Origin of the sequence: Tsukamurella pseudospumae (assembly GCF_001575205.1) — a bacterium.
GTDB classification, from domain to species: Bacteria; Actinomycetota; Actinomycetes; order Mycobacteriales; family Mycobacteriaceae; genus Tsukamurella; species Tsukamurella pseudospumae.
Genome location: NZ_LSRE01000012.1, coordinates 179,204 through 198,034, shown reverse-complemented (window position 1 = coordinate 198,034; position 18,831 = coordinate 179,204). Strand labels below are relative to the sequence as shown.

10 protein-coding genes are annotated in these 18,831 nt (G+C 72.8%); 6 read left to right on the top strand and 4 right to left on the bottom strand.

Annotated features, from left to right (window positions below; translation table 11 throughout):
• Positions 1 to 31 precede the first annotated feature (31 nt).
• Genes AXK61_RS09750 through AXK61_RS09730 form a run of 5 tightly spaced genes read left to right on the top strand, consistent with a single transcriptional unit; the run spans position 32 to position 11,442 of the window.
• Complete coding sequence (locus AXK61_RS09750) at positions 32 to 268, top strand: phosphopantetheine-binding protein (protein ID WP_068571152.1); 237 nt, start codon at positions 32 to 34, stop codon at positions 266 to 268.
• Positions 265 to 471, top strand: a complete 207-nt coding sequence (locus tag AXK61_RS09745; RefSeq protein WP_068571153.1) for an MbtH family protein — start codon at positions 265 to 267, stop codon at positions 469 to 471. The genes AXK61_RS09750 and AXK61_RS09745 overlap by 4 nt, the downstream gene beginning before the upstream one ends.
• The gene (locus tag AXK61_RS09740; protein WP_068745060.1) at positions 468 to 9,218 is read left to right on the top strand and encodes a non-ribosomal peptide synthetase; all 8,751 of its coding nucleotides are present in this window, start codon (positions 468 to 470) and stop codon (positions 9,216 to 9,218) included. The genes AXK61_RS09745 and AXK61_RS09740 overlap by 4 nt, the downstream gene beginning before the upstream one ends.
• Positions 9,215 to 10,498, top strand: a complete 1,284-nt coding sequence (locus tag AXK61_RS09735; protein WP_068571155.1) for a hypothetical protein — start codon at positions 9,215 to 9,217, stop codon at positions 10,496 to 10,498. Before AXK61_RS09740 ends, AXK61_RS09735 begins: the two co-directional genes overlap by 4 nt.
• A 17-nt stretch (positions 10,499 to 10,515) precedes the next feature.
• Positions 10,516 to 11,442, top strand: a complete 927-nt coding sequence (locus AXK61_RS09730; RefSeq protein ID WP_068571492.1) for an LLM class F420-dependent oxidoreductase — start codon at positions 10,516 to 10,518, stop codon at positions 11,440 to 11,442.
• 107 nt (positions 11,443 to 11,549) lie between these two features.
• Here the strand turns inward: AXK61_RS09730 and AXK61_RS09725 are convergent, their stop codons facing one another.
• Positions 11,550 to 13,520, bottom strand: coding sequence for a GMC family oxidoreductase N-terminal domain-containing protein (locus AXK61_RS09725; protein WP_068571156.1), 1,971 nt, complete (start codon positions 13,518 to 13,520; stop codon positions 11,550 to 11,552).
• A 44-nt stretch (positions 13,521 to 13,564) separates the two neighbouring features.
• A complete protein-coding gene (locus AXK61_RS09720) occupies positions 13,565 to 14,986 on the bottom strand; it encodes an aldehyde dehydrogenase family protein (protein WP_068571157.1) in 1,422 nt (473 codons plus the stop codon).
• Between the two features lie 98 nt (positions 14,987 to 15,084).
• Between AXK61_RS09720 and AXK61_RS09715 the strand changes: the two genes are divergently transcribed.
• Positions 15,085 to 16,326, top strand: a complete 1,242-nt coding sequence (locus AXK61_RS09715) for a helix-turn-helix domain-containing protein (RefSeq protein WP_139057887.1) — start codon at positions 15,085 to 15,087, stop codon at positions 16,324 to 16,326.
• Between the two features lie 4 nt (positions 16,327 to 16,330).
• Here AXK61_RS09715 and AXK61_RS09710 read toward each other — a convergent pair whose 3' ends face one another.
• Together AXK61_RS09710 and htpG are read right to left on the bottom strand one after the other, a co-directional pair.
• Positions 16,331 to 16,852: a mycothiol transferase gene (locus tag AXK61_RS09710; protein WP_068571159.1), complete on the bottom strand. Its 522-nt coding sequence runs from the start codon at positions 16,850 to 16,852 to the stop codon at positions 16,331 to 16,333.
• A 29-nt stretch (positions 16,853 to 16,881) separates the two neighbouring features.
• Complete coding sequence (gene htpG, locus AXK61_RS09705; RefSeq protein ID WP_082789292.1) at positions 16,882 to 18,798, bottom strand: molecular chaperone HtpG; 1,917 nt, start codon at positions 18,796 to 18,798, stop codon at positions 16,882 to 16,884.
• Positions 18,799 to 18,831 lie beyond the last annotated feature (33 nt).

Genomic DNA, 18,831 nt, shown 5'->3' with positions numbered 1-18,831 from the left:
ACCCTTCGCCGACCTTCAGGAGTACTCACTCATGACCGCCCCCACCCTCACCGCCGCGCAGGTCCGCACCGACGTCGCCGAGCTGCTGCAGAGCGACCCGTCGTCGATCGCGCTCGACGACAACCTGTTCGACCTGGGCCTGGATTCGGTACGAGTGATGACGCTCATCGAGCGCTGGCGCACCGCCGGCGCCGCGGTCGAGTTCCCCGATCTCGCCGAGCAGCCGGAGCTGGGCCACTGGCAGGCGCTGCTGGGACTGTCCGAATGAACCCGTTCGACGAGGCCGACGGCGCATTCCTCGTGCTCGTCAACCACGAGGACCAGCGCTCGCTGTGGCCCGCGTTCGCCGAGGTGCCCGACGGCTGGCGGCCGGTGTTCGGGCCGGCCGGCCGCGCCGAATGCCTCGCCCACGTCGAGACCACGTGGACCGACCTGCGCCCGCTCTCACTCCAGGAGGCTCTGCGCCCGTGACCCGTGCCGATCTCGATGCTCCCCACGATGCGGGCCCGACGGAACCCGACCGGACCCCGGATCGTCGCGGACCCGCCGCGGCGACCGATTCCCCCGAGGCGCTGCTCCCGCTCACCGCGGCACAGCTGGGGATCTGGAACGCCCAACGCCTGGAGCCGGACTCGCCCTTCTACGTGGTGGGCGATGTGATCGAGATCGGCGGGGGCCCCGCGATCGACGGTGCCGCGCTGCGCCGGGCGATCGCCGACACCGTCGACGAGGCGGACAGCCTCCGGGTGCGGATCCGCGAGACCGCCGACGGTCCGCGGCAGTGGATCTCGACGGAGCCGACTCCCCTGCCCGAGGTCCTGGACCTGCGCGGGGAGAGCGATCCGCACGCCGCGGCGGAGGCCGCCGTCACCGCCGAGCGCGCGCGGATCGCGGCGCGGTGCCGCGCGATGACCGACCGGCCGCTGTTCGCGCACCGCGTGCTCGTCCTCGCCGAGGACGAGGTCTGGTACACCCAGCTCGGCCATCACCTGGTCTTCGACGGCTACTCCGCGGCCATGCTCTCGCGCCGCGTGGCCGCGCGGTACACCGCCGCCGTCGACGGGACCCCCCTGCGGCCCAGCCCCTTCGGCAGTTTCGCCGAGCTGATCGCCGACGACGCGCAGTACCGCGCGGGTGAGCAGCACGACGCCGACCGGGCCTACTGGCGGGACCGGCTCACCCCGCTCCCGGACATCCCGCCGCGCGGCGAGGTCGACGGTGCCGCGGCCGGCACCCTCAGCGCGCGCGGCATCGTCGACGCCGCAACCCGCGAGCGCCTCGCCGAGGTGGCCGGCGAGTCCGGGACCACCTGGGGCGAGGCGATGATCGCCTGCTACGCGGCGTTCCTGCAGCGCAGCACCGGCGTCTCCGACGTGGTCTTCGCCCTGCCCCTCATGTGCCGCACGGGCTCCGTCGCGCTGCGCACCCCGGCGATGGCGGTCAACGTGCTGCCCCTGCGGGTGCGCGTGGACGCCGGCGACACGCTGCCGGAGTTGAGCGCACGCGTCGCGGAGGCCATGCGCGAGATGCGCACTCACCAGCGCTACCGTGGCGAGGACCTCCCCCGCGACCTCGGAGCACCCGGGGCCGGCGCGATCCTGCACGGCCGCGGCATCAACCTCAAGGCCTTCGACCTCACGCTCACGTTCGGCGGGGCGTCGGGTGTCATGCGCAATGTCGCCGGCGGACCGCCGGAGGACTACGGGCTCAGCGTCATTCCGGCCGGCGACGATCTTCTGCTCGGCTTCGAGGTGGATTCCCGGGCGGCCGACCAGGACCGGGTCGACCGCCGTATGGCCGCGATGCTGGCCTTGATCGAGGGACTCACCGCGGACGATCGCCCGGCAGTGGGACAGGTCCCGCTCCGCGGCGCCGCGGAATCCGCGGCCCTGCTACACGCCTGGCACACACCCGACGACGCGCCGCTGCCGTCGGCGATCGACGCACTCGCGGCGCTCGACCCGGCGGCCCCGGCCCTCGTCGCGGGCACGGAACGTCTCACGGCCGGCGACCTCACCGCCCGTGTGCACCGCCTCGCGCGGCTCCTGCGTGCCCGTGGGGTCGGCGCCGACGACGTGGTCGCGATCGCGCTTCCCCGTTCCGCCGACCTGATCGTCGCGCTGCTCGCGGTCCTCGACGCCGGTGCCGCCTACGTGTGCCTCGACCTCGCCCACCCCGACGCGCGACTGCGCGACCTGGTGGCCGACGCCCGCCCCGCGCTCGTCCTCACGGATTCCGCGCACGCGGGCGAGCCCTGGCGCGGCGACGTCCCGGTCCTGGACCTCGACGGCGCCGCCGCGGAACTGTCCACCCTTTCGGCGGATCCGCTGGTACCCCGCGAACTCTCGGCGCCCCGCCACCCCGACCACCTGGCGTACGTCATCTACACCTCCGGTTCGACGGGCCGCCCCAAGGGCGTACTCGGCCGCGTCGGAGGGCTCGCGAGTCTGCTGCGGCACCACCGTCGCACGCTGCAGCCCCACGCCGCCCGGCAGGAACCGCAGGGACGGTTGCGGACCGCGCACACAGAGTCCCCTCTCCCCGCCCAGGGCGTCGCCCGGCAGGAACGGTTGCGGACCGCGCACACAGAGTCCCTTCTCCCCGCCCAGGGCGTCGCCCGGCAGGAACGGTTGCGGACCGCGCACACCTACTCCTTCTCCTTCGACGCCTCCCTCGACCAGCTGCTGTGGCTGCTCGACGGGCACGAGCTGCACCTCTACGACACCGGGATCAGCCGCGACGCCGAGGCGCTCGCGGCCGCGTACGCCGCCGACCGCATCGACGTCGTGGACACCACCCCGTCGATGGTCCAGCCGCTGCTCGACGCCGGGCTGCTGACCTCCGCGCACCCTCCGGCGCTGCTGCTCCTGGGCGGCGAGGCGACGCCGCCCGCGCTGTGGCGCACCGTCGCGGCCAGCGGGGTCCCGGCGCTGAACCTGTACGGCCCCACCGAGGCCGCCGTCGACGCGACCGCCGCGCCGATCACCGGCACAGCGCCGACCATCGGGCGAGCCGTCGCCGGCACCACCGCGATGGTGCTCGACGGCGCCCTCGAACCGGTACCCGAGGGCGAGACCGGCGAGCTGTACCTCGCGGGCCCGCACCTGGCTCGCGGCTATCTCGGCATGCCGGGCACGACGGCCGAGCGATTCGTCGCGAATCCCCACGGCGAACCCGGGTCCCGCATGTACCGGACCGGTGATCGGGTGCGCTGGAGCGCTGCCCAGGGCCTCGAGTTCCTCGGCCGCAGCGACGACCAGGTCAAGATCCGGGGATACCGGATCGAACTCGGCGAGGCGGAGACCGCCCTGGCCGACGTCCCGGGCGTGACCGCGGCCGCGGTCATCGTGCGGTCCGACGGCGGTCGCCCCCGCCTCGTCGGCTACGTGACGGGCGCCGTCGACGCGGACGCGGTGCGCGCCGACCTCGCGGACAGGCTGCCGGAACACCTCGTGCCCAGCGCGGTCGTCGTGCTCGACGAGTTGCCCGTCACCATCAACGGCAAGCTCGACCGCGCCGCGCTGCCCGCGCCGCAGGTGCGCTCCGAGGGCCGCGCACCGCGCACCGACGCGGAGCGCACCATGGTCGCGGTCGTCGCGGCCGCCCTCGGCCTCGAATCGGTGTCGATCGACGACGACCTGTTCTCGATCGGCGGCGACAGCATCTCGGCGATCACCGTGTGCAGCGCGCTCCGCGCCGAGGGACTGGAGATCCGTCCGCGGGAGTTCCTGTCGGGCAGGACCTTCGCCGCGCTCGCGGCCGCGGCGCAGCGCACCTCGGACGCCGTGGTCGCGCCGCCCGACGAGCCCCTCGGCGAGGTCCCGCCGCCGCCGATCGTGCGCTCGCTCCTCGCGGCGGCTCCAGACCTGGACGTCATCGCGGGCTACGCGCAGTGGACCGCGCTGCGCGTCCCCGCCGGCCTGTCCGAGACCGCCCTGGCCGCGGCGTTCGACGAGACCTTGCGCGTCCACGACGCCCTGCGGCTCCAGATCGGAGACGACGGCGTGCTCGTCGTGCCGCCCGTCCCCGCCTCGGGCTCGGGAGAGCCCCCGGTGCTCACCGTCTCCGACGGTGCCGCCGACCCCCGGTCCGTCGCGGAGCGCCTCGGCGCACGGCTCGACCCGCGGGTCGGCCGGATGCTGGTCGCCGAGCTCATCCGCACCGGCGGCGACGAGGATCGGCTCGTGATCGTTGCGCATCACCTCGTGGTGGACGGCGTCTCGTGGCGGATCCTGGTGCCCGATCTGGAGGCCGCCTACGCGGGGGCGACGATCGCGCCCGCGGCCACGAGCTGGCGCAGCCACGCGCTGGCTCTCGCCGGTACCCCACCGCGCCCCGCCGAGACCGCGCTGTGGGAGGCCGCGGATGCCGCGGTGTTCCGGCTCGGCGACCGCCCCCTCGATCCGCACCTCGACACGGTCGCCACCGCACGGATCTCGCACACCGGGACCGCGGCCGCCACGACGGCGCTGCTCGACGACCTGGCCGCAGCGTTCCGCGCGGGTGTCGACGACGTCCTCCTCGCGGCGCTCGCGCTCACCGTCGCCGCGTGGTCGCGCGGGGCGCGCGGCGCGGTCCCCACCGCCGCGACGGTGACGGTCGAGGGCCACGGACGCGAACCGCTCACGCCCGGTGCGGATCTGGCGCGCACTGTCGGCTGGTTCACCACCGAGTTCCCGCTGCGGCTCCCGCTCGATGCGGTCGCCGACGGCTCCGCGGGCGGCGATCCGTCTGCCGGCGATCTCGCCGATGCGCTGCGTGGCGGCTCCGCGGCGGGGCGGCTGCTGCGGGCGGTGAAGGAGTGCAAACGCGCGATCCCCGACGGCGGCATCGGTCACGGCCTGCTCCCCAGCACCGGAGCCGTGCCGGACGCCACCGCGGGCGGCGCGCAGAACTCCGCTCCCGACCTCGTGCTGAACTACCTTGGCCGCTTCGCGGACGCCCCCCACGCCGGGTGGCGACTCCCCGAGGAGGAACCGTTCGGTCTGCTCGACCCGTCCGCGAAGGCGCTCGAACAGGTACTGGCGATCAACTGCTTCCGCGTGGGCGACGGCCTGCGCACGGAGTGGACGGCGGCATCGCGTGCGGTGTCCGAGGGCACCGTCGAGCGGCTGCAGGAGCTCTGGGCCCGGTCCCTCGACGGGCTCGCGGCGTACGCGCGATCCCTCGGCGGACGCCGGGGCGCGCTGACGCCGTCCGATGTTCCGCTGGTACGGATCCCGCAGGCGGAGCTCGACGTGTTGCAGGCCGACCGTGCGATCGCCGATGTCCTGCCGGCGACGCCGCTGCAGGTGGGGCTGGCGTACCAGACGATGCTCGCCGCCGACGGCGACGCCGACGCCTACGTGGTGCAGGCCGCGACGCATCTGTCGGGCACCGTCGACCCCGATCGGATGCGGCGGGCCGCCGAGGAACTGTTGCGGCGCACGCCCGCGCTGCGGGCGTACCTCGCCCAGATCGAGGGCCGGGACGCCGACGATCAGGTGGTCCAGGTGGTCCCCACGGAGACGGCGCCGGAGTTCCGGTTCATCGACCTGCGTTCCGCGCCCGAGCGTTTCGAGTCCGAGGCGCTCGTCGAACGGACCCGGCCCTTCGATCCGGCCGAGCCGCCGCTGATCCGGTTCCTCCTGTGCCGCACCGGCGGCGAGGAATACCGCCTGGCGATCACCAATCACCACAGCCTGCTCGACGGCTGGTCCATGCCGATCGTGGGCCGCACGCTGCTCGCGCTCTACGCGGAACTGGGCGGCGGCCCCGTCGCCCCGGCCGCGGAGCCGCTGGGCGAGTACTTCCGATGGCTCGCGGGCCGCGACGCCGAGGAGGCGCGGACCGCGTGGCGCTCCGAGCTCGAGGGCCTGGACGCGGGGACGCACCTGGTCCCCGCCCGGCCGGCGGGCCCGGCGCAGGCCGCGGAGCGCGTGTACACCGACCTCGGTGCCGACCTCACGCGGCGCGTCGAGGCCCTGGCCCGCGCGCAGGGCGCGACGCTGACCTCGGTGCTGCACACGGCATGGGGCGTGCTGCTCGGGCGGCTCACCGGCCGCCGGGACGTGACCTTCGGCTGTCCGGTGTCCGGCCGCCCGCCGGAGGTCGACGGCGTCGGCCGCATGGTCGGGCAGCTCGGCAACACCATCGTGGTGCGCGTGGGCTTCACCCCGGCGACCCCGGCCGCGACCGTCATCGCGGACGTGCACGCCCGCTCGCTCGCCGTCGCCGACCACCACCACGTGGGTCTCACCGAGATCACGCGGCTGGCCGGCGTGGGCGAGCTGTTCGACACGATGGTGGTCACCGAGAACTTCCCGATGTCGGACCGGCACACCGAATCGATCACGGCGGAACTGGATCTCACGGGCGTCGACATCGCCGATGCCACCCACTACCCGCTCACGCTGATCGTGCTGCCGGGCGAGACGATCCGCATCGGCTTCGGCTACCGGCCGGAGCTGCTCGACGAATCCGTGGTGCGCGGCTACGCGCGGTGGCTGACTCGGCTGCTCGAGTCCCTGGTCGCGGCACCGGATCTCCCGGTGGGCCGCCTGCGGCACCTGCCCGGCGACGAGGAGCGGCGGGTCCTGGACCTGGGTCGCGTGCCCTCCTCCCACCGCCGCGGGCCGATCCTCGACGAGCTCGCCGCCCGCACCGCGGAGACGCCCGACGCCGAGGCGCTGGTGTGCCGCGACCGGTCCCTGACCTTCGCGGAGCTCCGCGGCGCGGTGAACACCGCTGCGCGGGAGCTGATCCGGCGGGGCGTGGCGCCGCAGGACACCGTCGCCGTGTTCGCCGAGCGGGACGTCGAGATGACGATCGCACTCCTGGCGATCCTCACCGCGGGCGCCGTGTACCTGCCGCTCGATCCCGCGCATCCGGCGGGTCGCCTGCAGTACATGCTCGACGACGCCGCGCCCGCCCTGGTGGTGACGACCGGTTCCGTGGAGATCCCCGCGGAGCTCGCGGCGGAGCGCCCCGTCTGGCACCTGGCGTACGAGGCGGGCACCGTCGACCCCGGGGATCCGGCGGCGGCGCGCTCCCGCCTGACCCCGGACGCGCTCGCGTACGTGATCTACACGTCGGGCACGACGGGGCGACCGAAGGGCGTCGCGGTCCCGCTGCGCGGTCTGCCGGACCTGATCTCGTTGCAGGAGGAGGTCGTCGGGATGCGGCGCGGCGAACGCTACCTGCAGTTCGCGTCGACGGGCTTCGACGTCGCGGTGTGGCAGATGCTCGGGCCGCTGCTCTCCGGCGGCACGTCGGTCATCGCGCCGGACGAGGTGCGGCTGCCGGGCGACGAGCTGTTGGACTACATCGCCGAGCACCGCGTGACCGGCGTCAACCTCCTGCCGTCGTTCCTGGCGGCGATGCCCGACGACCGCGCCGTGCCCGACGACGTGTTCTTCGTGGTCGGCGCCGAGCGGCTCGACCCGGCGCTCGCGCGGCGATGGGGCGAGGGCCGCACGGCCCTGTTCAACGCGTACGGGCCGACGGAGGTCACCGTCAACGCGGTGACCTGGCGCTACGACCCGTCCGATCCCGGCCCCCTGCCGATCGGCCGCCCGGATCCGGATGTGGACGCGTACGTCCTCGACGACGCCCTGCTCCCCGTGGGCGTCGGCGTCGTCGGCGAGCTGTACCTCGCCGGCACCTCCGTGGCCCGCGGCTACCTGGGCCGGCCCGACCTGACGGCGTCGGCGTTCACGGCGAACCCGTTCGGTCCGAGCGGGTCCCGCATGTACCGCACCGGCGACCGGGTGTGCTGGCGCGAGGACGGGAACCTGGTGTTCCTCGGCCGCGTCGACCACCAGGTGAAGATCCGCGGTCTACGGGTGGAGCTGGGCGAGATCGAGACCGTTCTCGCGCAGCAGGACTCGGTCCGCGCCGCCGCGGTCCTGGTTCGCGATGACGACGCCACCGGGAAACAGCGATTGGTCGCGTACCTGGTGCCGTCCGACGGTGCCGTCCCCGACCCGGGTGCGATCCGTGCGGCCGCGGCGCAGCGGCTACCGGACCACATGGTGCCCACCGCGTACGTCGTGCTCGACCGGTTCCCCCTGGGCGCCACCGGCAAACTCGATCGCGACGCGCTGCCCGCGCCCGCGGCCGCCTCGGGAGGCGCGGACCGGACACCGTCGACGGACGCGGAACGGGCCCTGCTGCCGATCTTCCGGGACCTCCTGGGCGACGACATCGGTATGGACGACGATTTCACCGACCGCGGCGGCGACTCACTGCTGTCGCTGCAGGTGGTCTCGCGGGCGCGGCGCCGCGGCTGGACGCTGAGCCCGCGGGACGTGCTCGAGGGCCGATCGGTGGCGGGCATCGCCCGCCGCGCCGTGCCCGCAGCGCGCGAGACCGGTATCGAGGTCAGCGATTTCGAGGATCTCCTGGCCGTGCTGCGCCTCGCCGACGGCGAGGCACCGGGCGTCTTCGTCGGGCGGCACCCGGCGAAGGTCGGCGTGCACACCTTCGGTGGGCAGATCCTGGCGCAGGCGATCGTCGCCGCGGGGCGCACGGTCGACGGGCTCCCCCTGCACGCGGCGCATACGCACTTCGTGGAACTGGGTTCCGTGACAGCGGATCTGGTCTATCGCGTGGTTGCGCTGCGCGACACCCCGTCGGCGGCGAACCGGCAGGTCACCGTGGAACAGGACGGCCGGGTCGTCGCGGTGATGACGCTCGCGTACCAGGCGGACGCCCCGGATCCGCTGACGCACGCCGACCCCGCGCCGCGGGTCGCGCCACCCGAGTCGCTGCCGCGGATCCAGGAGTCCTTCGCCGGACGCGAACGCGAACTGCACGCCCTCGTGGATGCCTCGCACCCGATCGACATGCGGTTCGCATCGGATCCCGTGTGGGTGCGCCGGGAGACGGAGACCCGCGAGGGCGGCAACCGGGTGTGGATGCGGGCCGACGGCGCGCTCCCCGACGATCAGGTGGTGCACGACGCCGCGCTGGCGTGGGCATCGGACATCACGGTGCAGGACCCGATCGTGATGCGGCACGGCCTGTCCTGGGGCTACGACCGCGTGGCGGCGGCGACGCTGAACCAGTCGCTGTGGTTCCACCGGCCGGTACGGTTCGACGCCTTCCACCTGTTCGCCACGGACTCGCCGGTGGCGCGCCGCGGGCGCGGACTCTCGACCGGACACTTCTACACCCGGTCCGGGGAACTGGTGGCGACCGTGACCCAGGAAGCCGCCGTCCGGAGGACGCACGCATGACCCGGGCCGAGCGGCCCTCCCCCGCCATCGTGGTCGCGCGGACCGTCGCGCTCGCGGTGGCGGGCCTGGTCCTCCTGCTCTTCACGGCCGCCGTGCTCCTGTCTCAGATCTTCGCCGCGATCTCCGCGGCGTCGGCGTTCTCGCCCGTGTGGCGGACCGTCGGGGCTCTGGGCGCGAGGGTGACGGGCACCGCCCCCGCCCCGGTCGACGTGGCGACGGGCAGCGACCTCGCCTGGGCCTGGCAGTTCCACGCGGGAGCGCTCGTGATCGGCATCGCCGTGGGACTGGTGTGGGGCGTACTCGCCGTCCGCGGCGACGACCGGGGCCGGGCCGGCATCGAGCGCGCCGGCCGCGTACTGCGGGCGGCCGCGATCGGCGTCCTCGCCGTCGCGATGCTGCTCTACGGCCTCGCCAAGGTGATCCCCGCGCAGATGGGGTACATGAACCTGCCCGCGTACCAGTTGCAGGCCGTCGGCGACACGGAGCCCTTCTCCCTGCTCTGGGGATACATGGCGGCGTCCACGCCCTACACCGTGATCACGGGGGCGATCGAACTCACCGCGGGACTGCTGCTGATCGTCCCCCGCACCCGGCTCGTCGGGGCGATGCTCTCGATCGCCGCGCTGACGCAGATCGTGCTGCTCAATGTCTTCTACGACGTGCCGGTCAAGCTGCTCGCCGCCGAGCTGCTGGTGATCGCCGTGGTCCTGGTGTTCCCGCATCGCCGGGAACTGCTGCGCGCCGTCCTTCCCACCGCCGCATCGCCCGCGCGGCGGACGGGCACCGTCGTGGCAGGCGTGCTGGCCGCCGTCCTCATCGCCGCGACCGTCTCCGGAAACCTGGCGCGGGTCGACACCATGAACACGCCGCGCGATCCGCGGGACGGGGTCTGGCGGGCGGTCTCACTCACCGTCGACGGTGCGCCCGCCCTCGCCACGGGCGAGGCCGGCCCCGTCTGGACGTCGATCGCGATCACGCTGCGCGGGACCGCGGACCGTCCGGCGAGCGGATCCGCACAGGACAGCCTCGTCACGCAGGCCCCCGACGGGGCCGTGACGGCCTGGGGCCTGCGGGTGCGGGGCGATCGGTTCACCGTGCGCCGGGGTGCGTCCGCGGCGCCGGTGGACCTGCTGGTCACGACGGTGCCGGGCGGACTCCGGATGGTCGGCACCGTCGACGGGCGGAGCCTCGACGCGCGGTACGAGCGGCGCGCACTCGAGCGTCGGGACGACATCCGACTGGTGCAGGCGCCCTTCGATCGCACCCGCCCGCGCCTGTAGTGGCACAGTGGTCTCCCATGGAGCTACGCATCTTCGTCGAACCCCAGCAGGGCGCCACCTACGCCGACCAGCTCGCCGTGGCCCGGACCGCGGAAGCATCCGGGTTCGGTGCCTTCTTCCGGTCCGACCACTACGTCGCCATGAACGTCGACGGTGCGCCCGGCCCGACGGACTCGTGGGTCACGCTCGGCGGGATCGCGCGGGAGACCTCGTCGATCCGGCTCGGCACCCTGGTCACCTCGGCCACCTTCCGCTTCCCCGGCCCGCTGGCGATCTCGGTCGCGCAGGTCGACGAGATGTCCGGCGGGCGTGTGGAACTGGGCCTCGGTGCGGGCTGGTTCGCCGACGAGCACCGCGCCTACGCCATCCCCTTCCCCGAGGTGAAGGAGCGCTTCGCCCGGTTCGAGGAGACCCTCGAGATCGTGACCGGTCTGTGGGAGGCTCAGGGCCCGTACAGCTTCCAGGGTGAGCACTTCTCCGTGGTCGACTCCCCCGCGCTGCCCAAACCGGCGCAGGCGCACGTCCCGATCGTGCTCGGCGGGGCGGGCCGCACGCGCGGGGCGGCGCTGGCGGCGCGGTTCGCCGACGAGTACAACACCCCGTTCGTGCCGGTCGCCGAGGCGGCCGCGGTGTGGGGCCGGATCGATGCGGCCTGCGAGGCGGCGGGCCGCGATCCGCGATCCGTGATCAAGTCCGCCGCGCAGGTCGTGTGCGGCGGCTCCAGCGAGGCCACCGTCGCCCGCCGGGCCGCGACCATCGGTCGCGAGCTGCCCGAGCTCCGCGAGAACGGCCTCACCGGGTCCGCGGACGAGATCGTCGACAAGCTCGGCGTCTTCGCCGAAGCGGGCGCATCGCGGGTCTACCTGCAGGTGCTGGACATGAGCGATCTCGACCACGTCGAGTGGATCGGCGCCGAGGTGCTCCCGCAGGTCGCCGGGCTGTAGCGGGCCGCCACCGCCCGTCTCCTTCCCGCGACCGCGACGTGTTCCCGCGATCACCGTGGTGATCGCGGGAACGATTCGTCGCCGCGGGAGACGCCGTGCGGCGGCGATCAGGCCTTCGCGGCCAGCAGGTTGGTCGCGGTGCGGCGGGCCAGCGCCATCGTCGTGATCATCGGGTTGACGCCCGAGCACGTGGGCATACCGCTGGCGTCGGCGATCCACACGCCCCGGGTGTCGTGCAGCTCGCCCGAGGGCTTCGCCACCGAGGTCGCGGGGTCGGCGCCCAGCGGGGCGCTGCACATCTGGTGCGCGCTGAACACCGGAGTACCGCCGGGGCCGATCGGGATCGCGTTCACCTGCTCGATGAACGCCTCGAGATCCTCGCCGCGGGTCCAGGGCTCGAATCGCTGGCCCGCCACGTAGATCCGTCGGGCGCCGGCGGCCTCCTGCATGCGGATCGACGCGACGATCCCCTCGCGGAAGTGCTTGCGGTCCAGCTCGTCGTCGAACGGGTAGGCGTGCACGGCCTCGCCGTCGGGGCCGATCGTGACGGTGCCGGTGCCGCGGTCCTTGACCAGCACCACCCAATCGGCCCGGTTCCCGTACTGCGCGGTCAGCTCCTTGTGCGCGGCACCGCCGAGCCACGGCACGACGCTGTTGAACAGGCCGGGCAGGTGCTGCACGGACTCGACGAGGAAGCCGTAGCCCGAATCGGCATCGGCGAACTCGTTCATCACGCCGGACATCGCCGGGCCGTACCAGGGGTTCTGCGGCTCGTCGTAGATGCCGCTGACCAGCGTGGCCGGGTGCAGCCGGAGGCTCTGCCCGACGGCGGGGCCGCCGATCCCCGACCGCAACAGCAGGGCGGGCGTCTCGAGACTGCCGGCGGAGACGACGACGACGGGCGCCTCGATCCGCACCGGCGTCTGCGCGCCGGTCTCGGGGTCGGTGTACACGCCCTCCACGCCTGTCGTGGTGCGCGTACCGTCGGCCGCGTCGACGGTGGTGACGGTGGCGATCCGGGTGTTCGGCAGCAGCCGCGCGCCGGCGTCGGAGGCGTCCTGCAGGTAGGTCCTCATGGTGCCCTGCTTGGCGCCCGTCTGATCACCCATGCCGCTGTACGCGCTGCGCACCGGATCGAACCGGTCCGGGCTCACGTTGAGATCGACCTTCCGGTAGGTGTAGCCCAGGCCCGCGGCGCCCTCGGACAGCCGCTGGTGGGGCTCGTTCTGCAGCGCGACATCCTCGTTGCAGCCAAGCCGGGCGAAGACCGCGTTCAGGTGCTCGTCGAACTCGGGGCCGAGGGCATCGTCGAGGCCCGCACCGGCCCATTCCTTGCGGACGATCTCGGGCGTCTTGAGCGAGTTGGACCAGTTGACGGTGCTGCCGCCACCGACGGTGCCGCCCGCGGCCAGCATGATCATGCCGTCGGACGACGGGAAGAAGCCGCCGCGCAGGAACAGCGTCTGGTACGCGAACAGTTCGTTCTGCACGAAGTCGGCCTCGTTGCGGTAGGAGCCGCCCTCGACCACGATGACCTTCTTGCCGGCGCGAGCCAGCTCGGCCGCGGCCACACCGCCGCCGGAGCCGGAGCCGACGACCACGGCGTCCGCGGTCAGGGTCTCGCCCGCGGTCGGTGCGATCGCGGTGATCGTCTTCGGGGTGGCGGGCGGCGCGGACACGGGCCCGGGGTAGCCCATCCCGGCCCACAGCGGGTTGCGGCCCTCCTCGTCCATGAGGCCGTACGCGATCATCGTGGACAGCTGGCACAGGCTCGCGACAGCGAGGCCGGACTCAGGCGTGATGCCGCCGAGGTTCGCGAGGATCACCTCACGGACGGCCTGCGGCTGGTTCTTCAGGCCCACGAGGGCCGCGGTGTCGAGCAGCTGGGCGAGGCCGGCGAGCCCCTCCTCGGGCAAGTGGGCGAGCAGGTACTGCTCGACCGCGGCATCGACCATCAGGTCGCTGCCCTTGACGGCCCAGAAGCCGGTGGGATCGTCCTCGCGGGGCACGGAGGCGACGAAGGTGTCGACCACGGCGGTGAGCGTCTTGCGCTGGCGCGCATCGAATTCGAAGGTCATGATGGGTCCTCTCGGGAAGGTCGGTCGTGGAGTCGGGTGCGCACTCAGGGCAGCTGCATCGACTTGGTCTCGAGGTAGTCGTCGAGGCCCCACGCGCCGAACTCCCGGCCGTTGCCCGACTGCTTGTAGCCCCCGAACGGGGCGTTGATGTTGAAGGCACCGTCGTTGATCTGGACCTGCCCGGCCCGGATGCGCCGGCCCACCGCCACTGCGCGGTCCTGATCGGCGGAGAAGACCGCGGCGTTGAGGCCGTACGGAGTGTCGTTGGCGAGCTCGACCGCCTCGTCCTCGGTGTCGTAGGCCTGGATCACCAGGACGGGACCGAAGATCTCCTCGCGGACGATCGCCATCCCGGCGTCGACGTCGGAGAACACCGTCGGGCGGACGAAGTAGCCGCGATCCAGTCCTTCCGGCGCGGTCGGGCCGCCGGCGACCAGACGCGCACCGTCGGCGATGCCCTTCTCGATGTACCCGACCACCCGGTCCCGTTGCTGCGCGGAGACCAGCGGCCCGAGCACGGTGTCGGGCTCGAAGGGCCCGCCCACCTTGATCTGCTCGACGCCCGCCGCGGCGATGGCCTCGAACTGCGGCATCGCGGCTCGGGGCACGATCATGCGGGTCAGCGCGATGCAGGTCTGGCCGGAGTTGAGGAAGCACCCGTTCAGGCCGGCGGTGACCGCCTCGACCGGGTCGGCGTCGTCGAGGACCACGAGCGGCGACTTGCCGCCGAGCTCGAGGGCGACCTTCTTGATCGACTGCGCGGCCACCGCGCCGATGCGGCGGCCCGCGCCGGTGGAGCCGGTGAGCGAGACCATGTCGACCTCGGGGTGACCGACGAGCGCCTCGCCGACCGTCTGCCCGGTGCCCGTGACCACGTTGAACACGCCCTTCGGCAGCCCCAGTGCGTCGAAGACCTCGGCGAGCACGAACGCCGTCAGAGGCGCGACCTCACTCGGCTTGAGCACCACGGTGCAGCCGGCGGCGAGAGCGGGCGCGACCTTGGCGACCACCTGGTGCAGCGGGTAGTTCCACGGCGTGATCGCGACGACGACGCCGATCGGCTCGCGGACGACCAGCGAGTTGTACACCGTCTCCTCGAAGGCGTAGGTGCTCGCGACCTCCGCGATCGAGACCAGCGACTGCACCGGCAGGCCGGCCTGCACCACGTTGCTGTACGCGAAGGGCATGCCCACCTCCTGGCTGACCAGGGTCGCGATCTCGGTCTGCCGGGCCTGCAGGGCGCGGGCGGCGCCGAGGAGGAAGTCGAGCCGCTCGGCCAGGGGCGTGCGCGACCAGCCGTCGAAGGCGGCGCGGGCGGCGGCGACCGCGGCATCGGCATCGTCGGCGGTACCGGCGGCGACCCGGGCGATGACCTCCTCGGTCGTCGCGTCGTGGACGTCGATCGTCTCGGTGCCGGCCGACGGCCGCCACTGTCCGTCGATGTAGTGACTGGTGCGGTCGATCATGTCAGGCTCCTGCGGTCGGGTGTGTTGTTCGACACTCCTATGATCGTGTGTGATGAGCGTCATATTCTTGGTGTCATGAGCAAGGTTCGGCCCGATTTTTGTCCCTCCGAACAAAGCCCGTCGTCGTGACGGCGCTGTCGCCGCCCGCCCGCCGGTGGCTCGCGGAATTCGCGCGGGCCGGCGAGAACGAGCAGGCGCTCGACACGATGGTGCGCGACGTCGACGACGCGATCGTCGCGGCGCTGCCCGAGATCGACGAGCCTCTGCTGCGCGCCGAGCTCGACGCCAGCACCCGCGCGCACTGGCGCGGCGTGCTCGGCAACGCCACGCGCGAGACGATCACGATCCGCCCCGGCGAGGAGACCCACGACCTGGCCCGCACCATGGCGCGCCGCGGCCACGAACTCCGCGTCCTCCTCGCGGTCTACCGCGTGGGCCAGAGCGCGGCGTGGGAGCTGTTCACCACCACCGCTGCCGCCGAGATTCCCGACGCGGAGGTCCGCTCCGAGGTGCTGCTGCACTTCTGGCCCCGGACCACGCAGTGGCTGGACGTCTCGATCGAGGCGATGATCGGCACCTTCGTCGCGGAGCGCGAACAGTGGCAGCGCGGCGCGCTGGCCCGGCAGGCCGCCACCGTCGAGGCGCTGCTGTCCGGGCAGGACGTCGACCCCGCCGATGCCAGTGCTGCGCTCGGATATCCGGTGAACCCCGTGCACACCGCGTACACCCTGTGGGCCGACGAGGGCGTCCTCGACGCCGACGTGCAGCGGCACCTCGAGCGCGCAGGCCTCGCCGTGCACCGGGCCGTGGGCGGCGAGCACCGTCTGGCCCTACGGACCGGAGCCCGGTCACTGCGGTGCTGGAGCACGGGATCGACGGTGCCCGATCCCCCGGACCTCCCCCCGACGGTGCGCTGCGCCCTCGGCACCGCGCACCCCGGGATCGACGGATTCCGGACCAGTGCAGCCGAATCCGCGGCGGCCCTGGAGGTCGCGCAACGGACCGGCCGGCGGATCGTCGCCTATCGGGACGTGGAGCTGGCCTGCCTGGCGCACGGGATCGCGGGGCCGACCGGCGCGGACACGCTGATCCGGCGGGAGCTCGGCGACCTCGCCGCCGCGACGGATTCCGCTGCGCGCCTGCGGGAGACGGCGCTCGCCTACCTCGGCGCGGGCGGCGATGCGAAAGCCGCCGGCGAGTCGCTGATCCTGCACCCCAATACCGTTCGGTATCGGATCCGGCAGGTCGAGCAGCTGCTCGGGCACTCCATCGACGAGCGGCGCGTGTACGTCGAGCTGGCACTGCACGCCGTGAAGACCTTCGGTGCGGGCCCCGCGTGACGAGTCAGATCGTGGACTCGAGGGCGCCCTTGAGGTAGGCGGCGGCGCCGAGGTGCTGGGCGCAGTCGTCGACGATGCTCACCAGCCGCACGGCGACGGTGACCGGCGGGTCCCACGCCTCGTCGATCACGCGGGCGAGCTCGTCCGGTGTCACATCGGTCAGATAGGTGCGGGCCATCGCGTCGACGTCGCGGAAGTAGCCGATGAGCAGCGCGTCGCTGCCGTGCACCTGCGCCGCCTCCACGCGGGTGTGTCCGTATCCGGTGGAGTCCGCGGGCAGATCGAGGCCGAACCGGCCGAACCAGTCCTGCGCGGTCCAGACCTGCTCGACCCCGGCGATCGGCGCGAGCTGCGCGTCGATCACCCGGGCGCTGTGCCAGACCAGCCACGCGATCGTGTTGGCGTCCGGCACGATCCGACGGTCCGCGATGTCCGCGGTGAGCCCGTCCGTCACGGCCTCCGCGTGCTCGGCGATCCTCGCGAAGGAGTCGATCAGCAGGTCCCGGGCAGCGGTCGCGTCGTCCATGGACCCGACGGTACGCCTCCCGCCGCCGATCAGCCGAGGTTGCGGGCGAGCTGCCGGGCGAGCACCGCGGCGAACTCGGCCGGGTCGTCCACGGCACCGCCCTCGGCGAGCACCGCGGTGCCGTAGAGGATCTCGGCGGCGTCCTGCAGATCGTCGGCGGGCTCGCCGTCGCCGACCTTCTCGCGCAGGGCGAGCACGAGTGCGTTGTCCGGGTTGAGCTCGAGCGTGCGCCGGGTGCGCGGCACCTCCTGGCCGCTGGCGCGGTACATCTGCTCGAGCTGCGGACTGAGATCGAACTCGCCGCCCACGAGGCACGCGGGCGAGCTGGTCAGTCGGGAGGTGAGGCGCACGCCCGAGACCTTGTCCTCCAGCGTCTTCGCGAGCCAGGCGGTGAGCGACTCGAAGCCCTCCGCCTCCGGCGCGTCGCCGCCGAGATCGGCCTCGCCCTTCGCCACGGAGACGAACCGCTTACCGTCGAACTCCGCGCCGGTGGTCCAGAGCTCGTCGACCTGGTCGGTCAACAGTAGGACCTCGAAGCCCTTGGCGGCGAACGCCTCCAGGTGCGGGGACGACTCCAGCTGGCGCCGCGACTCGCCCGCCGCGTAGTAGATGACGTCCTGCGCCTCGGGCATGCGGGAGACGTACTCCGCCAGGCCCGTGGTTCCGTCCGCGCTGAAGGTCGACGCGAACGACGATGCCTTGAGCAGGGTTTCGCGGTTGTCCTGATCGTCGAGCAGCCCCTCCTTGAGGACGGCGCCGAAGGCGGTCCAGAAGGTGTCGTACTTCTCGCGTTCGTTCTCCCGCATTGCCGTGATCGTCTGCAGCACACGCTTGACCAGGCGCTTGCGGATCATCACCAGGTGGCGGTCGTTCTGCAGGATCTCACGGGAGACGTTGAGCGACAGGTCCTGTGCGTCCACGACGCCGGTGATGAAACGGAGGTACGGGGGCAGCAGCGCCTCGCAGTGATCCATGATGAACACCCGCTTGACGTAGAGCGCGGGGCCCGGCTTGGTGTTCCGGTAGAACATGTCGAAGGGCGGCATCGTCGGGATGAACAGCAGCGCCTGATACTCGAAGGTGCCCTCGGCGCGGACGGCGATGGTCTCCAGCGGCTCGTCGAAGGCGTGGCTGGTGTGCCGGTAGAAGTCGGCGTACTCCTCGGCGCTCACCTCGTCCTTCGGGCGCGCCCAGAGCGCCTGCATGGAGTTGAGGGTCTCCGGGCCGGACGGTGCGGCATCGTCGGCCTCGGTGGTCTCACCGTCCTTCGCGGCCGGGAGGACCAGTCGGATCGGGAAGGCGATGAAGTCGCTGTAGCGCCGCACGACCGTGCGGAGCACGTGCTCGGAGGCGTAGTCGTGGAGGCTGTCGTCGCCGTCCGCGGCGCGCAGGTGCAGCGTGATCGCGGTGCCGTGCTGGGCGGGGACCTGGTCGCCGGCGAGATCGGTGACCGTGTACGTGCCGTGGCCCTCGGACTCCCAGCGGGTCGCGGTGTCCTCCCCCGCCTTGCGAGTGACGAGAACGACGTGGTCGGCGACCATGAAGGCGCTGTAGAAGCCGATGCCGAACTGGCCGATGAGCTCCGCCGAAGCCCCCTGCTCCTTGGCCTGCTTCGCGGCCTCCAGCTTGCGCTTGAGTTCACCGGTGCCGGACTTGGCGAGCGTGCCGATGAGGTCGACGACCTCGTCGCGGCCCATGCCGATGCCGTTGTCGGCGATGGTCAGCGTGTGGGCTTCGGGGTCGGGGCGCAGCTCGATGTGCAGGTCGGAGGCATCCGCCTCGAGGTCCTTGTCCTGGTAGGCCTCCAGGCGCAGCTTGTCGAGGGCGTCGGAGGCGTTGGAGATCAGCTCGCGGAGGAAGACGTCCTTCTCCGAGTAGACGGAGTGGATCATCAGCGACAGCAGCTGATCGGTCTCGGCCTGGAACTGCAAGGTCTCTGCGGTCACGTCTCGCGCCTCTCTCGTACGACTGGTGCGCCG

Coding starts and splice junctions, on each gene's coding strand:
- AXK61_RS09750 (WP_068571152.1), top strand. CDS start 32: ATGACCGCCCCCACCCTCACCGCCGCGCAGGTCCGCACCGACGTCGCC.
- AXK61_RS09745 (WP_068571153.1), top strand. CDS start 265: ATGAACCCGTTCGACGAGGCCGACGGCGCATTCCTCGTGCTCGTCAAC.
- AXK61_RS09735 (WP_068571155.1), top strand. CDS start 9,215: ATGACCCGGGCCGAGCGGCCCTCCCCCGCCATCGTGGTCGCGCGGACC.
- AXK61_RS09730 (WP_068571492.1), top strand. CDS start 10,516: ATGGAGCTACGCATCTTCGTCGAACCCCAGCAGGGCGCCACCTACGCC.
- AXK61_RS09725 (WP_068571156.1), bottom strand. CDS start 13,520: ATGACCTTCGAATTCGATGCGCGCCAGCGCAAGACGCTCACCGCCGTG.
- AXK61_RS09720 (WP_068571157.1), bottom strand. CDS start 14,986: ATGATCGACCGCACCAGTCACTACATCGACGGACAGTGGCGGCCGTCG.
- AXK61_RS09710 (WP_068571159.1), bottom strand. CDS start 16,852: ATGGACGACGCGACCGCTGCCCGGGACCTGCTGATCGACTCCTTCGCG.